22 protein-coding genes and 1 tRNA gene are annotated in these 26,035 nt (G+C 38.3%); 4 read left to right on the forward strand and 19 right to left on the reverse strand.

Translation table 11 applies throughout. The annotated features are described in order from the left end of the window. Positions 1 to 148 precede the first annotated feature (148 nt). On the forward strand, positions 149 to 2,638 hold the full coding sequence (locus ABJL82_RS03145) for a glycogen/starch/alpha-glucan phosphorylase (protein ID WP_347273257.1): 2,490 nt from the start codon (positions 149 to 151) through the stop codon (positions 2,636 to 2,638). A gap of 60 nt (positions 2,639 to 2,698) precedes the next feature. On the opposite strand, the gene cysC is transcribed toward ABJL82_RS03145, so the two are convergent. The 7 genes from cysC to ABJL82_RS03180 all read right to left on the reverse strand — a co-directional run bounded on the left by cysC (position 2,699) and on the right by ABJL82_RS03180 (position 10,744). Next, positions 2,699 to 3,256, reverse strand: coding sequence for an adenylyl-sulfate kinase (gene cysC / locus ABJL82_RS03150; protein ID WP_347273258.1), 558 nt, complete (start codon positions 3,254 to 3,256; stop codon positions 2,699 to 2,701). Positions 3,257 to 3,295: 39 nt separating this feature from the next. Further along, on the reverse strand, positions 3,296 to 4,684 hold the full coding sequence (locus tag ABJL82_RS03155; RefSeq protein WP_347273259.1) for an alkaline phosphatase family protein: 1,389 nt from the start codon (positions 4,682 to 4,684) through the stop codon (positions 3,296 to 3,298). 171 nt (positions 4,685 to 4,855) lie between these two features. After that, positions 4,856 to 4,928: transfer RNA gene (locus ABJL82_RS03160), tRNA-Thr, on the reverse strand. Positions 4,929 to 4,999: 71 nt separating this feature from the next. Next, positions 5,000 to 5,833 (reverse strand): 3-deoxy-8-phosphooctulonate synthase, encoded by an 834-nt coding sequence (kdsA, locus tag ABJL82_RS03165; protein WP_347273260.1) that lies wholly within the window; start codon positions 5,831 to 5,833, stop codon positions 5,000 to 5,002. Positions 5,834 to 5,880: 47 nt separating this feature from the next. Then, positions 5,881 to 6,441, reverse strand: a complete 561-nt coding sequence (locus ABJL82_RS03170) for a HyaD/HybD family hydrogenase maturation endopeptidase (protein WP_347273261.1) — start codon at positions 6,439 to 6,441, stop codon at positions 5,881 to 5,883. Further along, positions 6,402 to 9,980, reverse strand: coding sequence for a pyruvate:ferredoxin (flavodoxin) oxidoreductase (nifJ, locus tag ABJL82_RS03175; RefSeq protein WP_347273262.1), 3,579 nt, complete (start codon positions 9,978 to 9,980; stop codon positions 6,402 to 6,404). Before nifJ ends, ABJL82_RS03170 begins: the two co-directional genes overlap by 40 nt. A 482-nt stretch (positions 9,981 to 10,462) precedes the next feature. Beyond that, complete coding sequence (locus ABJL82_RS03180) at positions 10,463 to 10,744, reverse strand: hypothetical protein (protein ID WP_347273264.1); 282 nt, start codon at positions 10,742 to 10,744, stop codon at positions 10,463 to 10,465. Between the two features lie 89 nt (positions 10,745 to 10,833). Here ABJL82_RS03180 and ABJL82_RS03185 point away from each other — a divergent pair, with 89 nt between their 5' ends. Further along, positions 10,834 to 11,115 (forward strand): hypothetical protein, encoded by a 282-nt coding sequence (locus tag ABJL82_RS03185; RefSeq protein WP_347273266.1) that lies wholly within the window; start codon positions 10,834 to 10,836, stop codon positions 11,113 to 11,115. A gap of 188 nt (positions 11,116 to 11,303) precedes the next feature. On the opposite strand, the gene ABJL82_RS03190 is transcribed toward ABJL82_RS03185, so the two are convergent. From ABJL82_RS03190 to ABJL82_RS03220, 7 genes are all read right to left on the reverse strand, one after another. Continuing rightward, a complete protein-coding gene (locus ABJL82_RS03190) occupies positions 11,304 to 11,852 on the reverse strand; it encodes a rubrerythrin family protein (protein ID WP_347273267.1) in 549 nt (182 codons plus the stop codon). Positions 11,853 to 11,901: 49 nt separating this feature from the next. Next, on the reverse strand, positions 11,902 to 13,500 hold the full coding sequence (locus ABJL82_RS03195) for an FAD-dependent oxidoreductase (RefSeq protein WP_347273268.1): 1,599 nt from the start codon (positions 13,498 to 13,500) through the stop codon (positions 11,902 to 11,904). Between the two features lie 747 nt (positions 13,501 to 14,247). Beyond that, a complete protein-coding gene (locus ABJL82_RS03200) occupies positions 14,248 to 14,424 on the reverse strand; it encodes a DUF1328 family protein (protein ID WP_099323696.1) in 177 nt (58 codons plus the stop codon). Positions 14,425 to 14,574: 150 nt separating this feature from the next. Continuing rightward, complete coding sequence (locus tag ABJL82_RS03205) at positions 14,575 to 15,537, reverse strand: hypothetical protein (RefSeq protein ID WP_347273269.1); 963 nt, start codon at positions 15,535 to 15,537, stop codon at positions 14,575 to 14,577. A gap of 184 nt (positions 15,538 to 15,721) precedes the next feature. Then, positions 15,722 to 16,678 carry a hypothetical protein gene (locus ABJL82_RS03210; protein WP_347273270.1) on the reverse strand — a complete coding sequence of 319 codons (957 nt, stop codon included), beginning with the start codon at positions 16,676 to 16,678 and terminating at the stop codon, positions 15,722 to 15,724. Positions 16,679 to 16,680: 2 nt separating this feature from the next. After that, positions 16,681 to 17,019: a hypothetical protein gene (locus ABJL82_RS03215; protein WP_347273271.1), complete on the reverse strand. Its 339-nt coding sequence runs from the start codon at positions 17,017 to 17,019 to the stop codon at positions 16,681 to 16,683. Between the two features lie 36 nt (positions 17,020 to 17,055). Beyond that, the gene (locus ABJL82_RS03220) at positions 17,056 to 18,756 is read right to left on the reverse strand and encodes a cytochrome P460 family protein (protein ID WP_347273272.1); all 1,701 of its coding nucleotides are present in this window, start codon (positions 18,754 to 18,756) and stop codon (positions 17,056 to 17,058) included. A gap of 441 nt (positions 18,757 to 19,197) precedes the next feature. Between ABJL82_RS03220 and ABJL82_RS03225 the strand changes: the two genes are divergently transcribed. Together ABJL82_RS03225 and ABJL82_RS03230 are read left to right on the forward strand one after the other, a co-directional pair. Further along, positions 19,198 to 19,440: a hypothetical protein gene (locus ABJL82_RS03225; protein ID WP_347273273.1), complete on the forward strand. Its 243-nt coding sequence runs from the start codon at positions 19,198 to 19,200 to the stop codon at positions 19,438 to 19,440. A gap of 64 nt (positions 19,441 to 19,504) precedes the next feature. Continuing rightward, positions 19,505 to 19,651: a hypothetical protein gene (locus tag ABJL82_RS03230; protein ID WP_347273274.1), complete on the forward strand. Its 147-nt coding sequence runs from the start codon at positions 19,505 to 19,507 to the stop codon at positions 19,649 to 19,651. Positions 19,652 to 19,928: 277 nt separating this feature from the next. Here the strand turns inward: ABJL82_RS03230 and ABJL82_RS03235 are convergent, their stop codons facing one another. The 5 genes from ABJL82_RS03235 to ABJL82_RS03255 form a co-directional block, all read right to left on the reverse strand. Further along, on the reverse strand, positions 19,929 to 20,843 hold the full coding sequence (locus ABJL82_RS03235; protein WP_347273275.1) for a formate/nitrite transporter family protein: 915 nt from the start codon (positions 20,841 to 20,843) through the stop codon (positions 19,929 to 19,931). 163 nt (positions 20,844 to 21,006) lie between these two features. Further along, complete coding sequence (locus ABJL82_RS03240) at positions 21,007 to 22,380, reverse strand: sigma-54 dependent transcriptional regulator (RefSeq protein ID WP_347273276.1); 1,374 nt, start codon at positions 22,378 to 22,380, stop codon at positions 21,007 to 21,009. Between the two features lie 23 nt (positions 22,381 to 22,403). Further along, on the reverse strand, positions 22,404 to 23,051 hold the full coding sequence (locus tag ABJL82_RS03245; RefSeq protein ID WP_347273277.1) for a hypothetical protein: 648 nt from the start codon (positions 23,049 to 23,051) through the stop codon (positions 22,404 to 22,406). 46 nt (positions 23,052 to 23,097) lie between these two features. Continuing rightward, positions 23,098 to 24,735 (reverse strand): HAMP domain-containing sensor histidine kinase, encoded by a 1,638-nt coding sequence (locus ABJL82_RS03250; RefSeq protein ID WP_347273278.1) that lies wholly within the window; start codon positions 24,733 to 24,735, stop codon positions 23,098 to 23,100. Positions 24,736 to 24,932: 197 nt separating this feature from the next. Then, positions 24,933 to 25,907 carry a sulfotransferase gene (locus tag ABJL82_RS03255; protein ID WP_347273279.1) on the reverse strand — a complete coding sequence of 325 codons (975 nt, stop codon included), beginning with the start codon at positions 25,905 to 25,907 and terminating at the stop codon, positions 24,933 to 24,935. Positions 25,908 to 26,035 lie beyond the last annotated feature (128 nt).

Below are 26,035 nucleotides of genomic sequence, written 5' to 3' on the forward strand. Positions count from 1 at the left end.
GAATAGTTTGTCATGACCAAACATTACCAAAATTAATTGTCCGTGCGCAAGGATAAAGTGTTCTTATTAATCAGCCTTTCAAACAGACAACTATTTTCCTTTTTTTTATACTTATATTATACGGCATTTAACCAGAAAAAACACTATCATGGACAAGAATAATACACTAAAAAAACTTATTGATACTATATCTGCCACGGATATCAAATCAATTCAGAAATCCTTTGCCAATCATATCGCATGTTCTTTGTCCAAAGACACCTATTCGGCAACAAAGCTGGATATTTATAAAAGCATTGCCTATACCGTTCGTGACCGTCTCGTGGAACGCTGGATTGCCACACAACAATCCTATTATGACAATGACGTAAAGCGTGTGTATTACCTTTCTCTTGAATTTCTTATGGGCAGAGCGCTCGGAAACAACCTTATCAATTTAGACTTTCTCGATGAATGCCACAAGGCGCTGCATGAATTAGGGTATGAGTTAGAAGAAATTTGTGAAACGGAATGGGATGCGGGCCTTGGCAACGGCGGGCTGGGAAGACTTGCGGCTTGTTTTCTTGATTCTATGGCTACCCTTGAACTGCCGGCGTATGGATATGGCATTCGCTATGAGTATGGGATTTTTTTCCAGGGCATCCTCAATGGTTATCAGGTTGAACTGCCTGACAACTGGCTGCGCTACGGCAATCCGTGGGAATTCGAACGCCCTGAACACCTGTATCCGGTAAAATTTTATGGGCGCGTGGGGGAATATACTGACGAAAAAGGCATCTTACGAAGTGAATGGATAGATACCCAGACAATTATGGCGATGGCATATGACACCCCGATTCCCGGATACCGCAACAATACCGTCAACAACCTGCGCCTTTGGTCTGCAAGGGCAAGCCGTGAATTTGATTTGGAGTCATTTAATGAGGGAAATTATTTTAAGGCGGCGGAGGAAAAACAAAGAAGCGAGACAATTTCAAAAATCCTGTACCCTGTTGACAAAATCCATACGGGGAAAAAACTACGCCTGAAGCAACAATACTTTTTTGTGTCGGCAACCCTGCAGGATATTATTCGCAGGTACAAAAAAACACACACCTCCTTTGATCTTTTTCCCGATAAAGTAGCTATCCAACTGAACGATACCCACCCTGCCATTGCAATCCCGGAACTAATGCACATCCTTATTGACAAAGAAGGTATTTCATGGGAAAAAGCATGGGATATCACTGTCAATACTTTTGCATACACAAACCATACCATCCTTCCCGAAGCATTGGAAAAATGGAGTATTCACCTGATAGGCGAGTTATTGCCGAGGCATCTTCAGATTATCTATGAGATAAACCACAGGTTTCTTGAAAGTGTAAAAAGCAAATATCCTGACGATGCAGACCGGTTATGCCGTATGTCATTAATTGAAGAGGGCAATGAAAAACAGGTAAGAATGTCACATTTGGCAATTGTAGGAAGCCATTCAACAAATGGCGTAGCCGCTTTACATACACAAATTCTAAAAACAACCGTTTTCAGAGATTTTTTAGAACTTTACCCTGACCGTTTTAACAACAAGACAAATGGCATTACCCAGCGACGATGGCTAAAAAAATGCAACCCTGCGCTTTCTAAACTAATATCAGATACTATAGGAGACGGCTGGCTAAAAAATCTCGAGGATTTAAAAAAATTGATACCGTTTGCCGGAAATAAAGCATTTTGTGAGACTTGGCGGCATATTAAAAAAGGGAACAAAATACGGCTTGCTGAATACATAAAGCAGACTACCAATATTGTGGTAAATACCGATTCATTGTTCTGCTGCCATATAAAACGCATCCATGAGTACAAGAGACAATTGATGAATATTATGCATGTTATTTTTCTCTATAATTCACTGAAAAACAATTCCATTGAAAACTTTGTGCCGCGTACCATACTATTCGGAGGGAAGGCGGCTCCCGGTTATTTTATCGCAAAGCTCATTATTAAACTGATAAACTCTGTCGCTGACGTCGTTAACAACGACCCCGACATAGGCGATAAGCTTAAAGTCGTTTTTTTGCCAAATTATCAGGTCTCAATGGCAGAACGTATTATTCCCGCAGCAGACCTATCCGAACAAATTTCCACCTCCGGTATGGAAGCCTCAGGTACGGGAAATATGAAATTTGCCCTTAACGGCTCCTTAACGATCGGAACGCTTGACGGCGCTAATATTGAAATTATGAATGAGGTAGGATATGATAATATCTTTATTTTCGGACTTACCGAGAAAGAGGTCGATCATATCAAACGTGTGGGTTACAATCCGTATGAATATTATCGTAACAATACCGCTCTTAAAACGGCAATTGACATGATTGCGAATGGATATTTTTCATCTTCCGATATTTCACTATTTACGCCAATTACCAACTCACTTCTAAAAAGCGACCAGTACATGGTGCTTGCAGATTTTGCCAGCTATGTCAACTGTCATGTGCTGGTAAGCAAGTTATATCGTGACCAGGATGAATGGACAAAGAAATCAATCATTAATGTCGCCCGTATTGGAAAATTTTCCAGCGACAGAACCATTCATGAGTATGCAAGGGATATTTGGAATGTAAAATCTGTTCCTATTCGGTTAAATGGGAAGTAAGCGTTGCTGATAGTTGATTCCACCCTTACAATGAATTTTATTTAAGATTTATAAATCTTATTATTCATCTTTCAAAAATTCTATTTGTTTGACTATATACTGTAATTCCAACAGTTTTTTCAATATTTTACCGGTTGATTCTTCAGCAGTTTCTTTGTCTGTTTCCACGACAAGATCGGGATTTAATGGTTCTTCATAGGGATCTGATTCTCCCATAAAATTCAGTATATTGCCATTTAAGGCTCTTTGATAAATACCTTCCACGTCTCTTGCCACACATAATTCAAGGGGACATTTGACATAAACTTCAATGAAATTGCCTGTTTCCCTGCGAGCCTTTTCTCTTGATGTCCAATGGGGAGATGTTACTGAGGAGATCACCGCGATTCCATTCCGCGACAATAATTTGCAGATGAAAATAGCGCAGTGTATATTAATACCCTGGTCGTGCCTGGCGTGTTCAAGGTTAGGGCACAGGTTTGCTCTGATTAATTCACTTGTGAGTACTTCAACATTTGTTTGATAATTTTTCCTTAATCTATTTTCCAGCAAATGAGCTATTGTTGCCTTGCCAGCCCCAGGCAAACCGGTAAGCCATACGGTAAAGCCTTTATTCACCCGAATACTCCTCTGAAGAATCCGCTGCTATGGCATTGATTATGCAATAACCCGTCCTTCCATATTTTCAGGTATTTTAACGTCCAAATATTGTAAAATCGTAGGAGAAACATCATAGAGGGTAGTGCCATTCTTTCTGATGCCGCCCAAATGCCCATTTTTTTTCAAAATAAAAATACCATGTTGAGAGTGGTTCGCATCATCCGGGCCGGTATCATTCTCATCTGCCCAAATGGAACCGCTACCAACACTGCCAATTGACCGCCAATCAAGGTTGCCATAATAGACAATTAAATCAGGCGGAACCCCTGCACATTCAGAGTAAATCTCCTCGGGTTTAAATACTTTTGTATTTATATTGTTTCCGTTTTCGTCCCGTAAATCTTCCAGTTTTCGTATCAATTCATTTCTGAAATTTTCATAATTGTGTTTGGGGATTACACCATGTGGCTCGCGGCCTTGTACGTTCAGAAATACCCTACCATAATAGCCCCCTTCTCCCCACACCGAGGTATTCTTCCAGTCAACCATAAGTTTATTGAAGGGAGTTGTTGTTTTCGGATACTCAACCAGTTTCATATAACCGTTTTGTATAAGCCATTCATTAATGCAAATACCGCCAACCATCTTTTTTGAGCCATGGTCGGATACTATAAGTACCATTGTATTTTCATCTAAAAGCGCAAGTGTTTCCCCGATTTCCTTATCCAGGTATTTATAATAATTTAAAATAGCGTCTTTATACTCAGAACCCGACGGATGTTTCGGATGTGTTTCATCAAAATATTTCCAAAATGCGTGATGTATCCTATCAGGACCCATTTCAACCATCATAAAAAAATCCCATTCCTTGGAATGGATATACTTTTTTGTCAGCTTAAATCTCTTTTCGGTCATATCATATATTTTTTTCAGTATATACTCTTTCTTTTCACTCCTGAATTCATCCACATCAAGTATATATCCGTTTGTTATACTCTCCACCTCAGCCTTTAATCCGGCAGGGTATGTGTACTGACTCTTTGTGTCCGGAGTCATAAAACAAGTAACCATACACCCGTTTACGGGTCTTGGAGGATAGGTCATGGGAATGCCTATCAAAACAACTTTCTTCCCTATCCGGGATAAAATATCCCAGACAGCATCAATTTTAATTGTTTTTGAACTTGCGAAACATAATCCGTCATAATTGTAGTTTGATCGATTTCTGAAACCGTACAAACCAAGTCTTCCGGGATTGGCGCTTGTCATCATAGACGGCCACGCCGGGCATGTAATGGCAGGAATGGTGCTTTCCAATCCTCCATAGAGACCCTCAGAAACCAATCTTTTTATATTGGGCAATTGATTCAGCCATCGGTCAAAAAGTAATTCCGGCGGTATTGAGTCCAAACCTAAAACAAACACCTTTTTTTTATTAATAACCATGGCATTATTGCATTGTTAATCTTCTAACCGTTTAAAGAATTAATTACTTCTTAACGAAAAATATATTGGTCATTGGTCAATCGCCGACTGTAGAAGGGACAATTAAGTATTTTGGCAAAAGATGCAGAGAAATTACTGCGAAGGTACTAAGACGCCTTTGTGTGTATAAAAAGCCCGCGATCGGAGTCGAACCGACAACCTCATCATTACGAATGACGTGCTCCGCCAATTGAGCTACGCGGGCTTATTGCATAATAAAATTATGTGGCGATTATAAAACAAATTTACCGATTTTCAATCTTTTATAGTAAAGTATTACATTTTTACAGATTTTTTTACAATGTTGTAAATATCCTTCGTTTGTTCTATAAGTGACTGCAACTCATTCAACGGCAGCATTGTGGCGGCATCGGAAAGCGCCCGTTCCGGATGCTCATGCACTTCCAGAAAGAGTCCGTCACACCCCCCTGTTGCGACAGCCGCTCTTGCAAGCGGCGCGACCATAGTTCTATCACCGCCGGACATGCTTCCCTGTCCTCCGGGAAGCTGTGTGCTGTGTGTTGCGTCAAAAATAACAGGACAATTTAACGTTTTCATAATAATCAGGGAGCGCATATCGCTTACCAAATTATTATATCCAAAACACGCGCCGCGTTCTGTGAGAAGAATCTGCCCGTTTCCGGCGCTTCTTATTTTTTCAACAACCGATTTCATATCCCAGGGCGATAAAAATTGCCCTTTTTTTATATTAATAGGTTTACCGGTATTTGCCGCAGCGACGATTAAATCCGTCTGTCTGCACAAAAAAGCGGGGATTTGAATAATATCAAGCACGTCTGCCGCCATTGATATCTCTTCCGTGCAATGTACGTCGGACAGGATTGGAATCTTCAACTGTTCTTTAATCAGACGTAATATTCCCAACCCTTTTGTAATGCCGGGACCTCTGTACGAATGAACGGAAGTCCTGTTTGCCTTGTCATATGAAGCTTTGAATATGAAAGGGGCATTATTTTTCAGAAAAATATCCTTCAACGTTTCCGCTAACCGAAAACAGCTTTCTTCGCTTTCTATTATGCAAGGCCCTGCGATAAAAAATAATTCAGATTCGCCTATCGAAAAGTTATTTAATGATATTTTATTTGACATAGCTTCAGGAGTTTGGGGAACAAGTTGTGCTTCGGTAGTTTAATGGATTACACTGAACAGTTACCAATTTCATTGAATACCTTCTTTACTATTTCAGGTATTGCATTTTTTAATTCCCTGGAAAGTTCCGTTCCATATTTAACCGTTTTTGGCTGGATTCCAATAATCCTTATCTCTGGGAGATTGTCAAGGAGTGTTGCCATTTTAATCACTTCCAACAAGTCGGTTTCGTGTAAGGAATATCTGATTTTTCGATAAGAAGAATAAATGGCGTCGCCTTTAAAGCTGATTATTGCACCGGGTTTCTTACCATTGTCAACCGCATCTATAAAGATAACCCTGTCTGCTTCATACATAAGTTCAATCAGTTTAAACCCGCCGGTACCGCCGTCAAATATTTCGATATTTTCCGGTAATTTATACTTCATTAATTCATTTACTGCATGGATTCCAATACCTTCATCCATTAAGAGAAGATTGCCGATCCCTATGATTTTTATTTTAATGTATTTCCTCATCCATAATGCATTCTGGGATGTGAAAACAGCGGATTCATCCCAATGTATTTCTACGGCTTCCATTCTGCCATATGTTTTAACAACTTCCATCTTCTCCGGATATCCGCTTCTGCACGTTTCATCAACTCTTTTGCCATCTCAGGATTGGAGGATCTAAGGGCCTTATATCTATTTTCGCGGTAGGCATATTCTTCGAATGGGATTGATGGATCCTTACTGCTGATTACTAAAGGATTTTTGCCTTGTGCTTCAAGGTCTGGATTGTAACGATATAGTGGCCAATATCCACAGGCAACGGCCTTTTCCTGCGCCTCTATTCCCTTGCTCATATCCATACCGTGCGCAATGCAAGTTGAATATGCTACGATTAAAGCAGGGCCTTTATATGCATCCGCTTCAAGGAATGCTTTGAGCGTTTGTGCCTGATTTGCCCCAAAGGCTATTTGCGCAATATAGACGTTGCCGTAAGTTGACATAATCATGCCAATATTCTTCTTTGGCGTCCGTTTCCCGCCTGCAGCGAATTGTGCAATTGCCCCTAAAGGAGTCGCCTTTGACATCTGCCCGCCGGTATTTGAATACACTTCTGTATCCAAAATAAGCAGTTTAATATTTTCCCCGGACGCCAAAACATGGTCTACGCCGCCATACCCGATATCGTATCCCCAGCCATCGCCCCCTACAGACCATACAGATTTTTTCACCAGATAATCTGCAAGGGAAAGCAGGTGTTTTGCTTCTGAAGAACTATCATTTTTTAACAACTGTTTAAGTTTTTCAACACGCCCTCTTTGTTCTTCAATTGATTTCTGATTCGATTGGTCTGCATCAATTAGCGCGTCAAATAGTTCTTTAGAACCAGCATAAGTATCTTTTACTGATAGTTTATTAATAAATTCTACTGCCTGTTTGTGGAAATTATCCACCGTTTGCCGCATACCAAGGCCAAACTCCGCCGTATCTTCAAATAATGAGTTTGACCATGCAGGCCCCCTTCCGTCATCCCGCTTCGTGTAAGGAGTAGTTGGCAGGTTTCCACCATAAATAGAACTGCAACCGGTTGCGTTTGCTATCAATAACCGGTCTCCAAACAATTGTGTAAGTAATTTAATATACGGTGTTTCCCCGCAACCAACACAGGCGCCGCTATATTCAAAGAGTGGCTTTACAAACTGACTGCCTTTTACGTTCGAAATACTGAACCTTGATGTATCGGTTTCCGGCAGCTTTAAAAAGAAATCATAATTTTCTGCTTCAATGCATCTTAAAGGTTCTTGTAATTTCATATTAATTGCCTTAACCCCCGGTATCTTATTACCACTAGAGTCCTTTTTCTGTCCAGGGCAATTGAACACACAAGATGCGCATCCGGTACAATCTTCAGGAGCAACCTGTACAGTAAATTTAAGACCCTGAAGATCTTTTCCCATGGCATCTATGGATTTGAAAGCAGAAGGGGCATCTTTAAGCAACGAAGGATCATATGCTTTAATTCTGATTGTAGCATGAGGACACACAAAAGAGCACTGGCCGCATTGTATACATGCATCAGGTTCCCATATCGGAATATGAACGCCAATGTTTCTCCTTTCATATTGCGTAGTTCCTGTAGGCCAGGTCCCGTCATCCGGGATTGCCGATACCGGTAATGAATCTCCTTTATTTGCAAGTAATTTTGCCGTTACATTCCTGATAAATTCAGGCGCATTGTCCGGTACAGGCTTAATCATCCTTACCTTGCTAGCGGCTTTATCAGGAATCGGCACCTCAACAATACTTTGCAGCGCCCGGTCAACTGCTTCATAATTCAACTTCACCACATCTTCGCCCTTCTTTATATAGGTCTTTTTAATCTCTTTTTTAATAGACTCTACTGCTTTTTCTTTTGGGATAATACCTGATATAACAAAAAAGGCTGTTTGCATTATCATATTTATTCTTGCGCCAAGTCCAATTTCTTCGGCAAGGGAAATGGCGTCGATTATATAAAGCTTCATCTTTTTCTTAATGAGTTGTTCCTGGACTTCAATGGGCAGTGAGTCCCATGCGTCATCCCTGGTATACGAAGTTGTGAGAAGAAATGTTGCGCCTTCTTCTGCATTGGATAACATATCAATTTTTTCAGGGAAAGCAGGATTGTGACAGGCAATAAAATTTGCCTTTGAAATAAGATAGGGTTTATTGATTTTTTCTTTCCCAAATCTCAGATGTGATACAGTTGTTGCGCCGGCTTTTTTCGAATCATAAACAAAATATGCCTGTGAATAATTATCCGTTTCGTCGCCAATGATTTTTATAGTGTTTTTATTGGCGCCTACCGTGCCATCAGAGCCTAATCCATAAAATAATGCCCGAAATACCTTGCTTTCATCATTATTAAAGTTCTCATCATATTCCAGGCTCGTATTACATACATCATCGTTAATGCCAATGGTGAAGTGATTCTTTGGAGTCTCTTGTGAAATATTATCATATACGGCTTTTACCATTGCAGGGGTAAAATCTTTTGACCCAAGTCCATATCTTCCGCCGACTATCTTTGGATAGTCCCTGAATTTTACAATGCCCTTTTCCATCGCCTCACCTACCGCAGTTCTCACATCAAGATAGAGGGGTTCACCAATAGCGCCAGGCTCTTTTGTCCTGTCAAGCACCGCAATAGATTTTACGCTTGCCGGCAATGTTTTCACAAACGTATCAATATCAAAAGGCCTGAACAACCTGACCTGCAGAAGCCCCAGTTTTTTCCCGTTTTTATTAAGGGCGCTAATGGTGTTTGCAACTGTCTCACCGCCTGAACCCATAATAACGATGATATTTTCCGCATCGGGCGCCCCATAATAGTCAAAAAGTTTATATTGGCGGCCAACAATACCTGCAAATCTGTCCATCGCTTTTTGCACTATCGCGGGAGTTGTGTTGTAGTATTTATTCACCGTTTCCCTGCCTTGAAAATACACATCAGGATTCTGTGATGTACCTCTGATAAAGGGATGATCCGGGGAAAGCCCTCTTTTGCGATGGGCAATAACAAGATCGTCATTTATCATCGCACGCATATCATCAAAGCTTAGTTCCTCAATCTTCTGCACCTCGTGAGAGGTTCTGAAACCGTCAAAGAAATGAATAAACGGAATCCTGGACTCAAGAGTAGCTGCCTGTGATATAAGGGCAAAATCCATTGCTTCCTGAACATTCTGGGAACACAGCATTGCAAATCCGGTAGCCCGGGCAACCATTACGTCAGAATGGTCGCCAAATATCGACAGGCCCTGGCATGCAAGCGAACGGGCTGTTATATGAAAAACAGTAGGCGTTAATTCGCCTGCTATTTTATACATATTCGGTATTATAAGTAATAATCCCTGGGAAGCAGAAATAGTCGTTGCTAATGCCCCTGTTGTTAAAGAACCGTGGACAGCGCCTGCAACACCAGCTTCAGACTGCATCTCACTCACCTTGGGAACCGACCCCCATATGTTTACTTGTCCTTTCGCTGACTTAGCATCACAAATCTCCGCAATTGGGGAAGATGGGGTTATTGGATAGATTGTAATTATTTCGTTTGTAGCATGTACTACATGTGCGCATGCGGTACAACCATCGACGATTACTGTCCTACGATTCATTCCTTTCTCCTTGCAGATTATATTTATCCATTACTAAAATACTTCAATTGAGGCCAAAAAAGCTTAATTTCAAAATAAAATAATAAAAATTATTTTATTTATTCAATAATAATAAAAAGAAAATTATTTTACACGTAAAAATTGAATTTTATCTTACATTAAATTAAAGACGCTATGTCCGAAGGATAGACATTGAATTGAATTGAATTGAAACAAAAAAAGCCACACAACGATTATTACTTTTCATTGCGTGGCCTATCCTTTGACAGGCAAAATAAAACATTGCCCCTCTCGTTTCTGCCCCCAACCTTTTGCCATTAGGTATGCTATATAAAAAATCCATGAAGTCAAACTAAAAAATAGCATAAAAACGCAACTATTCAGCATAAACATTACACGACTCCCGGCGGGTTCAGGTTTGCAAAAGGAAATATCATTAGTCAAATTGGTCATTGGCCATTGGTAAATTTGTAGTGAATTTTTTAATCTGTGTAATCTGTGGTTCCCCTTTTTGTAAGTTTTTCTTTTTGTCCTTTGTGGTTAAACGCTTTTCTGTTGAGGCTTTGCTGCGATATGTAATCAACGGCAGAATCGACAATATAGAATGTTGGGTTAAAGTTTGCCTGTCTGCGTACACCGTACAGGCAGGCAAACTTTAACCCGCAGGGAAAGCCTTCTAATGGGTGGCCCCACATTGCCTGTCCCGTGCGTGGTTGGCCTTTTTTAAATATTGACAATGGAATTGCGGTGTCTATAATGCACACACTATTTTACCCTATAAACTTTTACATATTTAATAAGGGCAATACTTATTGAAAAATCGGAGGTTGAAAATGCTGACAGTAGGGGTGAATTGCATTCGCCTGATGTGATACACGATGCCGGATGCGAGATACATGAAAATCGTGACTCGTACATCAAATCATGTAGGCTGGATGAAACCTGTCCTGAGCCTGTCGAATGGGCATGCCCTGAGCTTGTCGAACGGGCGGAATGCGCCCAACAAATCAGCGATTTACATTCCCCAACTCCAAACTCCCAATCCCTGAATACTAATACACTATTACAGGGCATTGCATTAAAAGAAACGCTTGTAGACGTAAAAATGAAGGAAATAAAGGGCGAAGATAGGTAAAATGATCAAAAGAAGTGGAAATCCAATATTTCCACGTATGGTGTGGTTGATCTAAGAGAAGTCTATAAGGGCATATAATTAAAACTCAAGGCATATGGGAATGATTAAGACACTTCCCAGATTTCTTGCTTGATCTAGGAAAATAAGGGAAGTGTCCCTATATTTATAATAATGATAAAGAAAAATACTTAAGCAAATTTTTCAAATTTTTCTTTAGTAGCGTCGCAAAGAGGGCACGTGTCAGGAGCTTCACCCTCCAAAGTATAACCGCAAACGGAACACACATGGATCGCATCAAGTTTTGGATCATTATTATTATTCACGGCATCTTTCGCCTTATCAAATAGCTTTTTATGCATTTTTTCTGTTCCAAAAGCCCATTCAAAACTCCGTTGTGCATCATTTTCCTTCTGAAATTTTGCAACTTCAATATAAACAGGGTACATTTCATTGATTTCAAACTCTTCCCCCATCAGAGCAAGATCCAGATTCTTTATCGTTTCACCGGGACCGAAAGTAGCAGCACTATTCGCCACAAATCCACCGTTCAAATGTTTTAATGTTTCATAATGGCTTCTTGCATGAATCGTTTCTGCATGGGCAATTGCCCTGAATAATCGACCGACATTCGGATAGCCTTCTTTATCAGCCAGGCTCGCAAAATGGGTGTAACGCATAAAGGCCTGACTTTCGCCACCAAAAGCATTAATCATATTCTGTTCTGTCATCTTTCTCATGTGTATTTTCCTCCAGCAGTTAAATTATCAAAATATGCTAAAAATTTACTTACATAAGGTGATTTTTATAGATGCTTTCCCAATCGACTTCTCCCTTTTTGATCTTTTCAACTGGCGGCAACATATGCAATCTGATACATTCTTCAATTATGCATAACTCGCGCAACCTGTCCTTGCCCGCAACAGCATGTAATTGATTATTTTTTAAATAGTACATTAAAAAGGCGTGAGAAAGGTCACCATTAATTATAGTTTCATCCCAATTCTGCGCATGCCCAAGATATGACAGATGAAAATCATACTGTTCCGTCCAAAAGAATGGGATTTTATCAAATGTATATCCGGGAGACATCATATTGAGTGCAGCAACAATCCCCTGTTGCTCAGCCATCCGCCAATGCGCAATCCTGATATTTTCACCGGTATATTTGTAATCAAAACTTACGATATCTCCAGCGGCAAACAGAGTGCCATCGGCATTTTTCATCCGCATGTATTCATCTACTTTTACACTGGAATTGTTATCTAAATACGATTTTGCCAAAATATTTGTATCAGGGCTCACTCCCATACCCAAAATTACCATATCGGCATCTATCTCTGTGCTATCGTCCAATTCCACCTTCTTGACTTCATTATCACCTTTAAATGCCTTTACTTTTGTATCCAGCCTAAATGTAACACCTTTATCTTCATGAAGACCTTGAATTATTTTGCCCAGCTCGTATCCCAGAACAGCTTCAAACGGTACGGCCTCCATCTCAACAACTATCACCTCAATGCCTTTTTCTATCAAAATTGCAGTACATTCCAGTCCTATAAAACTCGCCCCAACAATGACCAGTTTTTTAGATTTTTCTGCTGCTTCAAAAATTGTATTAGCATCTTCCAGAGTACGGAGTGTAAAAATATTTTTCAATGTTGAACCCGGTAAGTCAGGACAGATCGGCGAGCTGCCTGGAGCAATGAGGAGTTTGTCATATTTTATTTGATCATCATAAAATTCAATTACTTTTTTCTCAGTATTTACAAACTCTGCGTTTTTGCCTAAAAGAAGATCTATCTTTAATTTTCTATAAAAATCTTCATTACGATAGGGAATCCGTCTTAATGTTTTTTTGTTCTGCAAATACTGTTTACTGAGGATTGTCCTGTCATACGGCAACTGATTTTCTTTCGTAATTAACGTAATTTTTCCATCAAATCCATTCTTTCTTAATGTTTCAGCGGCTGCAGCGCCAGCCGCACCTGCCCCTACAATTGCATAATGAGAAGAATTTGAAGGTGAATGTTTGGCAGTCACGTTCGGAAAAGAATTTTCTCTCGTCTGTGTTTCCGGGAGGTTTACATAAATGTCTTCCCCTTCAATTTCCACATCATATCTGAATATGCCATCCAATCCAGGAGGTTCTTCCAACTGCCCGCCTTCCAGAGAAAATTTCGCATGATGTAAAGGACAGATGATACTTTTGTCTGATACAATACCCTTAACCAGTCCGGCATTGTGGTGCGAACAGTTTGTTTCTAATGCATAATATGTACCCTTATGGTTTAGCAAAATGATACTTTTATCATCCAAAGAGATTGTTTTGCTTTCACCTTTTTTCAGGTCGCTTCGTTTCGCAATTTTAACCCGTTCCGTTTTCATAATTCCTCCGTTGATTTTTAGATCAGGCCTTCGGCAGCTAGAAACAATTAAACGTTTTCCACCATGATGGGTGGGACTGGGAGATAGAGATAGAGAAACCAGTATCTTTTATCCCCCCTCAGAACTCACCCTATCAAGGTGAATTAATTAGTATAAATTCCCATCTCGATAAACATGGAAATGTTTATCTTTTCATAAAAAGGAAAACAAATGATTACAAATAATAACCTAAAACGGCATGATTAATCTTTAAATTTTGCCATTGCATTGCTGAGAGCAGACTTAAGTGCTTCCCAAGCTGTTTATGATCCTGCTTTTATATCCTCCCAGGATTCATCTGCTGCGGATTTGAGTTGTTGGAGCTTGCCTTGCAATGCTTTATAGTCGTTTTCCAATGAATTGATGTTCTTATAGTATTCTATCTTTATTTCTGCATTTGCCTTGTCCGCTTTGGCCTTTAATTCTCAATCTTTGATCTCCATTCTCTTAGTTGTGCATCTAACTTTTCTTTATATGCATTTCTCTTATCCATAATAAATCTCCTCTTTCTAAATACGCCTGATTAAAAATTAAATGAGCAAAATTACCAGGATAAATCCCAAAGAACCGCTTGGATAAAACCCCCAACTTATACTATAGGGGCCACGTCGGTTCAGTATCGTTCTTAACAATTTATATCTCCTTTTAAAATGGTATAAGATGAAACATATTTTGCTTTTTCACACCTTGAAAGTCTGAAAAAATATTTCAAACCGGTGGTCTTCGCCTCCCGAATAATCCGGCTATCAAAAAGAAGATAAAGACAACGATAAAAATAAAGAACAATATCTTTGCTATCCCTGCCGACGCAGCCGCCAACCCGCCAAAACCTAAAAAAGCAGCAACAATTGAAATGATAAAAAAAACCAAAGCCCAGTAAAGCATTGTATTATCTCCTTCATTTTAAAAAAAAGATTTAAATAACGATTTTTACAGTTTTCATGCAAAAAACGCTTAACTGCAAATGGGAAAAATACGTTTATCAAAAATGCACCTGTTGTAAGAATACCTGACAAAAAAATTGACTGACGCAGGCTACCATTGTTTTGTTTTGTCGCTATCTTCATCAAATAACTTGCCCGTCGCAAGAAGGTTTTGAATTGTTTCCTGATAATACGGCTTTCCCCTGCTTGCAAGGGAACCGGGAAACGTTGCAAGCGTTATATCTGCACATGATTCTGTAAATTCATTCAGTACAATTGCACACCGTTGGTCATACGACAGGGTAACATTATGAATCATAGGAAAATCGAAAAGGCTTACCCAAAACTCGGTAGTTTTTTTATCGACTTCCGTAGCATTCTCCTTTATCGTCCTGACTTCCAGCCTGAGTAATATTTCTTTTGATTCGATGTTGACTTTTATTACACTCGTTTTATAGTTTCTCTCGATACCTTCTACTATAAGGCTATCTTCTTCTAACTGAAGGGACCCATGGCTTTGTTCAAGCCGTTCAATATCAACAATTCGCGAAAATTTATCGCCGGCTCCTTCCAAAATCAACATCTGCTTTTCAATTATTATCTGTGCAGTTTGATACAAACGCGTTAAATACTCTTTATGCATACTATCGGATAGAGAAGAAACAGACATTTTTTCTTTCATATATTCAAAAAAAGGTTTCAGATTAAAACTTTCATGGAAATTATTTGCAATAAGTTCAAAATTTAACATTTGCTCATTCAGTTTAAACGTATCAGCTTCAGAAAATATTTTTATACTTGAATTGAACAGATATTCACGCAATTTATTTTCCGCTTCTTCTTGTTTCCTCATAATACCTGAGTAGACTTGAATTGCTTCCATGGTGAGTACTCCTCTTTCTGTAAGTGCTTTAGCAGCCGCCCGTTCCTTTAAATAATTGGAGCCTAAATATGCGGAAACAAGGATAGCCGTTGCAACAAAAAGGCTTCCACATGGCCCGATATAACAGCTGATAAGCCTTTCTCCCCTGCTACAGTATTGAATATTCTTCTCTTCTTCTTTCTCATCTTCCATGCTTATTTTCTCTGTATAAAGGAATCAACATCCTTTTATCTTACAACCCCACATGAATAGGTTATGTTTCAAAATAAATAACGTTGGTTTTGAAAAAGGCATTTCTATTACCATTATTTCTCCAGAAAATCGTTACGTTTTTTTATACACTTTTCCAACAAAATACTTTGTTCATATTATAAGGCTACCAAAGTTCTTTGTTGATATTTTCATCAAATAATTTTCCTGTTACTAGAAGGTTTTGAATCACATCCTGATAATAGGGTTTTCCCCTTACGGCCAAAGAACCGGGGAATGTTACCAGTGTGATATCCGCACATGATTCTGTAAATTCATTCAATACAATTGCACACCGTTGGTCATGTGCCAGGGTAACATTATGAATCATAGGAAAATTAAAATAATCTAACCTATACTCAGAAATTATTGTATTAACGTCTTCTGAAGATTTTTTCTGTGTTCTTATTTCCAACCTGATCAACATTTCTTTTAATTTATCGTTCGCTTTTCGTACATAAATTTTATAGTTTCTCTTTATCCCTTCTACAACAAGACTTTCTTCTTCTAGTTGAAGACTTCCCTGAATTTGCCCCAGCCTTTCCAAATCCACCATTCTGGAAAATTTCTCACCCTCTCCTTCTAAAACCATCATTTGCTTTTTCATTATCGATTTTGCTGTAGCATATAAACGAGTTAAATATGTTTCTTTCGGGTCATATACCGAAGAAACTGGTATTTGTTCTCTTATAAAACGAAAAAAAGGTTTCAAATTAAAAGTTTCATGGAAGTTTAAAGCAAGAAGTTCCAAATTTAATATTTGTTCTTCAAGTTTATAGGTGTCCGGCATAGAAAACACTTTCATACTTGAATTAAACATATCTTTACGCAATCTATTTTCCGCCTCTTCTTGTTCTCTCATCATATTGGAGTAAATCTGTATTGCCTCCATGGTGAGTACACCCTTTTCTGAACGTGCTTTAGCAGATGCCTGCTCCTTTAAATAATTGGAACCTAAATATCCTGAAATAAGTATTGCAGTTGCAATAATCAGGCTTCCACATGGCCCTAGATAACGGGTAGTAAACTTTTCAAATTTAGTACCCAAATATTTTTCTTTTTTAGCTTTTTCTTGCTCCTCCATGCTTATCTTCTCCTTACAAGGAAAGAACCGTTTTTTTCTTCTAAAACGAAATCATATTGGATCGCATTCTCATAGATATATATTAAAATCGGTTCTGACATTAATTCTTCATTCCGTATTATAAGAAGGCCACGTCCTTTCCCCGGCACATATAATGAATAGGATCCATATTTTGCACATTTTGAAGAGTAAGTCTTTCCGGATGTTAACATTTCGAGTTCTATCTCTGACCCTTCTGCTATAGGCTTTCCATCTTTTTTTATTGTTCCGTAAATTTCTCCTGAAAAAGCAATAGTAGTATTAAGCAACAGAAACAATATAACTATTAAATATTTTTTCATTCCCGATTCCTTCATTGCCTCCAAATGCTTAATCGATTAGTAGGTATGCATTAATTTTAAAGGAGTTGTCATGATATAATCATTACTTGTCTGTGCCCCATGGCATTTAATACATAGTGACAGCTTACCGGCCAGCTTGATGGTCTTCGTCTCTCCGCCTTCTTCTTTCTCTATGACCATAACGTCACCATTCGGTTCATATTTAATCCAGAACCAATCCTTCGCATCAGGATCAAAACCTTTTATTTTCTGCATTACCGTTATAGAATCAATGTTTTTATCCTTTCTATAATTCTCTTTAATTATTATCGCACCTGGTTGTAATTCACCTTTCTTATGTTTAATTGCCTCATGGGCGAGATCGTTTACATATGTGGTAAGCCAAAACCCATGTGGTTCTGTTCCTTCATAAAAAGCACTTTTCCCGGGCCACATTTTCCAGTTTTCCCGATACTTTTCATTTTGCATTCTTTCCCATAGTTCTTTCGCCATTAATTCATAAACAGGCTCAGTTCCTTCCGGTTTTTCCTCTGTTATTTCTTTTTTTGTAATACCTTTTACAAAACTTGTATAAATATAATCATTAAGAAACTGGTTTTTGTGACAAGAAATGCAGTTATCGACTTTACCAGCCAAAGAAATAGTTTTCCCATATTTTTCTTCAGTCATTATTGCACCATTTGGTTTAAATTTGATCCAAAACCAATCATTGTTTTCCGGATTAAAACCTTTTATCTTCTTCATTACGGTAATGTATTCCAAACTTTTATCAAACATATAGTTTTCAGTAACGATAACAGCATCAAAAGGCATGGACTCTTTCTTATTTACAATAGAATCATAAGCCACTTCATTTACATACGTGTTCAATAAAGTCCCATGTGGATCAATTCCATTATAGAAAGCCTCTTTATCTGGCCACATTTTCCAACTTTCCTGGTAATTGTCACTCTTCATTTTATCCCAGATTTCAATAGCCATCCTCTCTGTATTCATAATTTCTTCTTCTTTCTTTTTTGTCTCGCTTATTTCCTGCTCTATGTCAATAATTGGACTTGTATAAATATAATCATTGTCGGTTTGCAAACTATGACATTCTATACAATTAGCAACTTTTCCCGCCAACTTTAATGCCTTATTATCTTTTTTAACAGTTGTAATTTCACCATCAGTTTCATATTTTACCCAAAACCAATCATTCGCAAGCGGATTGAAGCCTTTTGTTTTCTGCATTACTGTTAAAAATGTAATATGCCTATCTGATGTATAATTCTCAGTAATGATTATGGAACCAACAGGCAGCTTTCCTTTCTTATTTTTAATTGCTTCATAAGCAATATCATTAACATAGGTAGTTAGCAATTCCCCATGTGGTTCCCTTCCTTTATAAAAGTCTTGCGTATCAGGCCATAGCTTCCAATTTAATTTGTAATTCTCTTTGTGTATCGTATCCCAAAGTTCCTTTGCTTTCCCCTCAGCATCTGTTATTATCATTTCCGTTTTTTCTGTTTCAGGCAATCCTTTCTCCGTCTCCAAAGATGTTCCTTCTCCTGTAATTCCGGTCTTTTCTTTTTCAGAAACGTATGGTGATTTCTCTTTAGCAGACTCAGGTGTACTTTTTTCAACCGTTTCTGTTGATTCTTCAGGTTTGTATCCCTTACCTATCTTTTTACATCCTATTATGGGGAAAAAACCAATTGCAATTACAACTAATAATGATAATAAATATTTTTTCACTTTTATCCCTCTCATTAATTTTTTGATTTAATTTTAGTTTGCATTCTTCGTCATATGACAAAATATTTTAGTAAACTGTATCAATTTACTGCATACACATTTCAGTAGTACTGTTTTGCTTCTCATTTAATTTACCTCGCACATCATCATGTCTTTGATGTAGATCTTCAATTATTTTATTATTTGTAACTATTCAGCGTAAACAATTCACGGCTCCTTCCCAAACAGATACTTCAATATGTTCAGTACAAGGTTTGGGAACAAGTTGCCCTACACTCCGGCAGTTTGGCAAATTACTTAGTTTCTCAATTTATACTGTGAAGCAGATGTTTTTCTCTATTATTTCCAATATAGACAGGTTTTTTTTCCTGTCAATACCTGAAAATGGGGGTATTGAAAACATGTCTATGCTGCTTTTTCCCCGCTGGACATTCTAAATGAATGGTTCTCGTGCTCATTGTGGGGAGAATGGTTCATCCTGGCAGCGAGCGTGATACCGTGCAATGGCTTTCTGAAACAAGCGGGGCGAGAGAGATATTTTCCCTCAAAGAGACGGTGATTTTATATGATTTAACAAATACCTATTTTGAGGGTAGCAAAAGAGGGAGCAAGGTGGCCCGGCGCTACAAATCAAAAGAGAGTCGTAATGATTGTCCGTTAATTACGCTATCCAAACCGGCTTGATCTTAGCGGGGAAGAGATATCAAAGCTTCATAGGTCGCTGAGTACTGTGGAAAGTTTTAAAACAATGAAAGGCCACCTCGGTTTACGGCCAAACTTTCACCACACAGATACCCCAACCATTGCCCACGTGCATGTCACGGTATTGGCCTATCACATGCTTGCCGGGATATTAAAAAAGCTAAGAACCGCAGGGGTTCATTATAAGATGTAGTGCTGAAAAATGAAGGACTAAAGCCGTAACACACAGATATTAAAAGCGATACGATTTCTGCTTGTCGAAGTTGGGTTACTTTCTATCAACCGATGATATTCTTTAACGTTAAAACGATGAATTGATAATGCTGTATTCATAATCACAAACCTCCATAATCAAAAAATTAACTACAGATACAGCCGGATAAACACGGATTTGAATTTCTAAAACGAGCGCATCTTTAGTATTTCGTGCTTATTTGGTTCCGGCTTGTCCAGGTTAGGTCATGTATGTTTCACTTATTGTAGTCAACGGGACCGCCCATGTGTGCTTTTTTCGTACGCTGCCGAAGATAAATAAACCAGAACACGATACCGATTAATATAACCCCTCCTACGATATTCCCCAAAGTAACAGGCAAAAGATTATTGATAAAAAACCCTTTCCATGTAAGCAGGGGCAGGTTCAGAGCCCTTCCCGCCATTTTTTCAGCAGCATCAACAACAAAGTGATTTTCCCGCAACGTTATACCCATCGGGATAAAATACATGTTTGATACACACTGCTCAAAGCCACTGGCAACGAAACCCCCGATAGGAAATATAATTGAAAAAATCTTGTCCGCTGTACTCTTTCCACTAAAGCATATCCAAATTGCAAGACATATCAACGCATTGCAAAGGACTCCACGGGTAAAAGCTGCGTTAAAAGAAAGATTAACCTTATTATGTGCTATAAGCAGGGCTTTCGCACCAACCATATGGTTGAAAAATTCCCATTGATGTGTTTCATACATCCACCACACCATTGTGAGACTGCCCACTAAATTGCCAATGTATATGACACCCCAATTTGTTAGCAGTTCATATAAAGTAATCTTTTTGCCTGCAAATCCAATAATACCGAGACAGTTGCCGGTAAAAACTTCTGCGCCTCCAATAACTGCCAGTATAAATCCAAGAGAATATACAATCCCTTCGATAAGTGAGGTAATTCCGTAGTGCAAGGTTGAATCACTTGTTACCAATGTAGAAAACTGTGCGCCAAAACCAAGATAAATCCCGGCCAAAACGCCAAGAGAAAAGGTTCTGGAACGGTTTAGCGCTGCCTTATGTATAGTTACATCATAAATTGTTGTTGCGATTTTATATGGCGTATAGGCGTCTATATCTATTAGCTTGATAGGGGGTTGAGCGTTATCTTCTTTCACAGCTTCCCTCCTGTAATTTAAGGGTCAGGCTTCGCGGTTTTGTGGTGATAAAACTTCTTGTGCGCCGTCTACGCACAAAAGAATAAATCGGTATTGTTTGAGATTTTAAAAAGCCGGTTTCTACTGAACACTCCGGGGATTATTACATAATAAAATGTTACTTTTACAATTTACTAACATGTGCTTTATAATCTTCAGGATTAATATTGTATTTTTTTATCAGCTTATAGATATCAGCCCTGTAACGGCTTGCCATTTTTGATGCATTTGTAACGTTGCCATTGTTTGCCTTCAGTAGATTTTCGATGTATTCCCTTTCGAATCTTTCTTTCGCATCCTTGTAAGAATGAAAAACATTTGTGGTGGTATTTCTTTCCGGGAAAATATCTTCCGGTTCAATATTATTTTTATTTGCCACGATGGCCGCATGCTCTATTTTGTTTCTTAATTCGCGAATATTTCCCGGCCAGTCATACAAAAGCATCCTTTGTAAGGCAGCAGGAGAAAATCCAAGAGGGTCTTTCTTTAAAGCCTTGCAAAATTCCGTTATAAAATACGTTGCCAATAGCGGGATATCATCTTTTCTTTGTCTTAAGGGAGGAAGATAGACAGGCATTACATGTATTCTGTAAAACAAATCATCACGAAAAGTCCCTTCGCTTACTGCCTTTTGCAAATCGGTGTTCGAGGCGGCAATAATTCTGACGTTGATCTTTCTGTTCTTTGTGCTTCCGACTGGTTTAATTTCCCTCTCTTGCAAAACTCTCAAAAGTTTTATTTGGAATATCATTGAAGTATTGCTGATTTCGTCAAGAAAGATTGACCCTTTATCGGCTTGCGCAAAAAGCCCCTCTTTTGATTCATGTGCGTCCGTATAAGCCCCTCGTATATGTCCGAACAGTTCATTTTCCAACAATCCCTCCGGTATAGCACCGCAGTTTGTAGCAATAAACGGCTCATTGGCGCGATTACTATTTTGGTGAATCGCCCTTGCTATCAATTCTTTTCCAGTACCGCTTTCTCCATAAATGATAACATTGCAATCAGTTTTTGACACCCTTGAAACCAGTTCAAGGATTTCCAGCATCTGTTTACTTTTCCCGATAATCGGATTAAAATTGTTTCGTTCATCAAGCTGATTCCTTAGGTATTCTATTTCCTGTGTAAGCCGTTGTTTCTCAAGGGCATTTTTGATCTGCACTGCCAGATCATCATTCCTGAAAGGCTTGGTGATATAACTATATGCGCCCTTTCTCATGGCTTCTACGGCGCTTTCGATGCTCCCATGCGCCGTTATTATAATAATGGGGAGCGTTGGATAATTCTTTATGATATCTCCCATTAATTCTACACCATTTTCTTCAGACAACCGGAGGTCAACAAGAACAAGGTTAATCTTGTTCTGAAATAATGCCTTTTTAGCCTCATCTCCGTCCTTTGCTATTGATACAGAATAGCCTAATGCTTTTAAACGCATTTGCAGGACTTCCAAAATGCTCGCATCATCATCTATAATAAGTATTTTTTCTTTTGGCATAATAACAAATTATTACGTATGAATTATTCCGGTTTTCTTATAGGGGTATCGCTTATCGTGGCCTTGGGAAGTAAATCTAATGGATTTACGGTAATACTAAGACTGTCAGCTTCTTTCTTTTTTTCTTCTATTTGTAAATCGATTTCACTGAGCTTCCCAATATCTTTTTTAAGTGTTTTAATCTCAGTGGCGGCGCTGTGAAGGTCGGTAGAAAGTTTTCCTATTGCCTGGTCTTTCGTGGCAAGACGGTCAAGAAGTTCAGATTTTTGGAGTTTTTCGATATTGTTTTTTAGTGTTTCAATCACCTCTTTAGATGTACGGAGTTCATCAGAAATCTTTCCGATTACCTGATCTTTTTGAGAAATACGGTCTAACAGATCACTTGCCTTAAGTTTTTCAATTTCTTTTTTGAGTGATTCTATTGTTGCTGAAGCAGTGCGGATTTCATCCGTAAGCCTTCCAAGTTCCTGATCTTTCCATGAAAGGCGGTCTAAAAGATCATTTATTGCTTTTGCCTTATGTTGCACGTCAACCTTCATGGTGTTAATTTCTTCGGTTTTTTTGATTAATTCTTTTTTATAAGTAGTACTTGCGCAACCGATACACATTGAAAACGCTGGGGCTAAAAGTAATGATAAGAAACATACTCTCTTCTTATTAATGATATTCATGTCAACTCCTCTTTATAATGGATAGTTCTATTTAGTTTTAATATTTTCAAGCGTTAAGCACAAAATCAACACGCGATGGGAGTGTAAAGTGGAACGTGCTTCCGCTGCCACAATTACTCTCTAACCATATATTTCCTCCATGGTCTTCAACAATATGTTTTGCTATAAAAAGCCCTAATCCTGTACCTTTAATGCCACTTTCTCTCTTATTAACAACCTGTTGAAATTTGTCAAAAATAGAATTTTGATATTCTTTGGGTATTCCAATTCCTGTGTCTGAGATGCTTATTTGCAGAAATGATTGTATATTGTTCAGCTTGCTTTGTTGCACGAAAATAGGGGAAAGCATGGATGCATCAACTACAAATGCCTTTATGGTAATAAGACCACCTGCGGGTGTAAATTTAATCGAATTACTCAATAAATTATCCATTACCTGTGCGATTTTTCCCCGGTCTAATAAAACATGGGGAACGAGAGAATCGTCTTCGTATTGAATAAAAATACCTTTCTTTTCCGCCAAAAAACGAACATCCTCAATGCTTTCCAAAATAACATCCCTAATCTGTGCAGGTTGAAAATTGTATCTCATCAATCCTCCCTCTATCCTTGATATATCTAGTAAATCATTAATCATCAGGATAAGCCTAAGGGTATTTCCCTTGATAATATTGAGCAATTTCATCTGTTCCGCAGATATTTGTCCCGCTATTTTGTCCAGCATAAGTTCGTTTGCTTCTTTAATAGCCGTCAAAGGCGTTTTCAAATTGTGTGAGATATTTGAAATAAAATCTGATTTCATGGTATCAAGCTGTTCAAGTTTTTTGCTCATTTCATTAAATGACCTTCCCAGAGAACCAATTTCATCGTTTGATGTAATATTGATCCTATGCTCTAAATCACCTTGTGCAATATGGTCAGTAGCCGCTTTAAGTGCGTTTATGGGCTTGTATATACTCCTTATGAAAAAGAAGGAAAAAACCGTAACAAATGTGATTGCAAATAACATAATTGCCAGCGATATTCGGGTAGATTTTTGAACAGTTTCCTGAAATAGTCCCATTTTCCTAAATAAACCTGTTTGTTGCAAAATAATGAGATTATTAATAGTATTCCTTAATTGGTCAATAGTTTTGTTTTTTTCCTCACCCATTGAAGAATAAGAAGGATCGTTTGCGTTATATTTCAAAAGTATGAATTCTTTTGCAGTGATTCCCAGATAAATATTATAAAGCGTTTCAATTTGAGAGGTAATTGTTATTAATTCTTTACTATACCTTGCATCTTCTGCGGCGCTGAAAGGATAGAACCGTGTACCCCAGAAATATTTTACATACAAGGTGTTAAACTTATTAAAAATGTTATTTGTTTCATGGTTTATTTTTATCAATTTATTTACCAAATCAAGCCGATGGATAAATTCGCCTTTCTTTGCAGCAAAGATATCTAAAAAAGCCGCATCTCTTGTGATTGTGTACTTTTTTTCAATACTGACTTGTTCCAATAGGATTTTTAATAACTTCTCTTCATTCTCTATAGAAGGAATGTCTTTGCTCAGAATTGAGGTGGATGCCTGATTGAGGTGTTTTAAGCGAAAAATCAAATAAAAACTCATCGACAACATAAGCAGCGTAATAACAACATAACCCAAGACCATGCGTTTCCACAAACTATTTTTTACCATAAGAAATCACTATTAAACTCTCAATTGTTTTTATTTGTCGTTTTTGCAGTAAATCCGGGTTGCGTGAACAGGCATGCTATTGTTTGTAAATGACCATTGAAAATGGAAGTATTTTCAATTTCAAGATTTCTCAAAGTCTTTTTATTTTTATCTATTGGCTGGCAGGTGCAGGTGAAATTCCTTTACCATCAAAGGGGTTAAATGAGATATTCATATCCTGCCGTTTTAAGTTCCTCTTCCATATTAATTGTTTTTACCGCTTCACGCCAGTGAGGATTTTCCGGCGCAAAAAAGGAAGGGGTACGATTAATATTTTTCTGTACCCATTCAAGTACATGCTTCGGCAAAGGCCTATCCATGAATTCATATAGTGTTTTCAAGGTTTGTTCCGGCGCCAGGAGCAGGTCTTCATGCCGAAAGAGAAAATAGTTGTTTCCAAACAGTGCTTGTCCATCATCGTGGGTTCTGCGAAACATAATTTTCCACAGGAGCATAACCCGCATGTAAGCCTTGCATTTTCTGAGATGCGCATATTCATGCGTGTTCAGCAGTACATCAGACAATGTGCGGCTGGCGCCTATCAATGCTTCCTGTCCGCTCCCGAAGAAAACATTCTCGTCAGGAAATTTATCGCGCTGACGTTGCTTTTTCCCAAAAAAAAACGATGCTGTGACCGAACGGGGATCACGCACAATATGAATAAATTTTGCTTTAGGATCAATCTCCCATAGCGTCCGGACCTTAGAAAACATCCTGGTAAACTTTATTACCGTGTGTTCTGCCCGTGAAATCATGAATTTGATGTACTCTTTTGCGTAATCAGGCATATCCGTTTCAAATTCAAGCTCCGGTTTTCGTGGAGCACCGTAATTTAGCATATTTTCTATTTCTATGGCGGGCATTTTGCCGGACAATATATTTTTAAGGGATTTGCATAGGGTGGTTTTCATATTTATCTTTTCCACATAAGGGTATTTTTCCATGAAAGATGCACGGCATTGCCTTACCTTTTCATAAAAATCCACAGACCTCATTCCGCTTCCACCCCCAAAGGTATCGTCGGTTGCGGTTGATAAAGGTTCATAGAAACAATCAAAATTCCCATCTTCCCATAGAATATCAAATGCAATGGTCGTCCCGGAGCGTCGCATTCCCTGCATAAAAACGTTCATGTATCATGCCTCAAAGATGTATGTATTAGGATTAAATTATAATGTGTTATTAAATCAGACCTTTGCAATTGTAAGTACAAGCATAAATATATTTATATTGCGCTATTTATGTCAAGATGATTTAATTA

The organism is Candidatus Kuenenia sp. (assembly GCF_039794105.1).
Lineage (GTDB): Bacteria > Planctomycetota > Brocadiia > Brocadiales > Brocadiaceae > Kuenenia.

Excerpts from the sequence above, each read along its gene's own strand:
- ABJL82_RS03145 (WP_347273257.1), top strand. The coding sequence starts at position 149 with ATGGACAAGAATAATACACTAAAAAAACTTATTGATACTATATCTGCC.
- ABJL82_RS03155 (WP_347273259.1), bottom strand. The coding sequence starts at position 4,684 with ATGGTTATTAATAAAAAAAAGGTGTTTGTTTTAGGTTTGGACTCAATA.
- kdsA (WP_347273260.1), bottom strand. The coding sequence starts at position 5,833 with ATGTCAAATAAAATATCATTAAATAACTTTTCGATAGGCGAATCTGAA.
- ABJL82_RS03170 (WP_347273261.1), bottom strand. The coding sequence starts at position 6,441 with ATGGAAGTTGTTAAAACATATGGCAGAATGGAAGCCGTAGAAATACAT.
- nifJ (WP_347273262.1), bottom strand. The coding sequence starts at position 9,980 with ATGAATCGTAGGACAGTAATCGTCGATGGTTGTACCGCATGCGCACAT.
- ABJL82_RS03190 (WP_347273267.1), bottom strand. The coding sequence starts at position 11,852 with ATGAGAAAGATGACAGAACAGAATATGATTAATGCTTTTGGTGGCGAA.
- ABJL82_RS03195 (WP_347273268.1), bottom strand. The coding sequence starts at position 13,500 with ATGAAAACGGAACGGGTTAAAATTGCGAAACGAAGCGACCTGAAAAAA.
- ABJL82_RS03200 (WP_099323696.1), bottom strand. The coding sequence starts at position 14,424 with ATGCTTTACTGGGCTTTGGTTTTTTTTATCATTTCAATTGTTGCTGCT.
- ABJL82_RS03205 (WP_347273269.1), bottom strand. The coding sequence starts at position 15,537 with ATGGAAGATGAGAAAGAAGAAGAGAAGAATATTCAATACTGTAGCAGG.
- ABJL82_RS03210 (WP_347273270.1), bottom strand. The coding sequence starts at position 16,678 with ATGGAGGAGCAAGAAAAAGCTAAAAAAGAAAAATATTTGGGTACTAAA.
- ABJL82_RS03215 (WP_347273271.1), bottom strand. The coding sequence starts at position 17,019 with ATGAAAAAATATTTAATAGTTATATTGTTTCTGTTGCTTAATACTACT.
- ABJL82_RS03225 (WP_347273273.1), top strand. The coding sequence starts at position 19,198 with ATGGTTCTCGTGCTCATTGTGGGGAGAATGGTTCATCCTGGCAGCGAG.
- ABJL82_RS03230 (WP_347273274.1), top strand. The coding sequence starts at position 19,505 with ATGAAAGGCCACCTCGGTTTACGGCCAAACTTTCACCACACAGATACC.
- ABJL82_RS03240 (WP_347273276.1), bottom strand. The coding sequence starts at position 22,380 with ATGCCAAAAGAAAAAATACTTATTATAGATGATGATGCGAGCATTTTG.
- ABJL82_RS03245 (WP_347273277.1), bottom strand. The coding sequence starts at position 23,051 with ATGAATATCATTAATAAGAAGAGAGTATGTTTCTTATCATTACTTTTA.
- ABJL82_RS03250 (WP_347273278.1), bottom strand. The coding sequence starts at position 24,735 with ATGGTAAAAAATAGTTTGTGGAAACGCATGGTCTTGGGTTATGTTGTT.
- ABJL82_RS03255 (WP_347273279.1), bottom strand. The coding sequence starts at position 25,907 with ATGAACGTTTTTATGCAGGGAATGCGACGCTCCGGGACGACCATTGCA.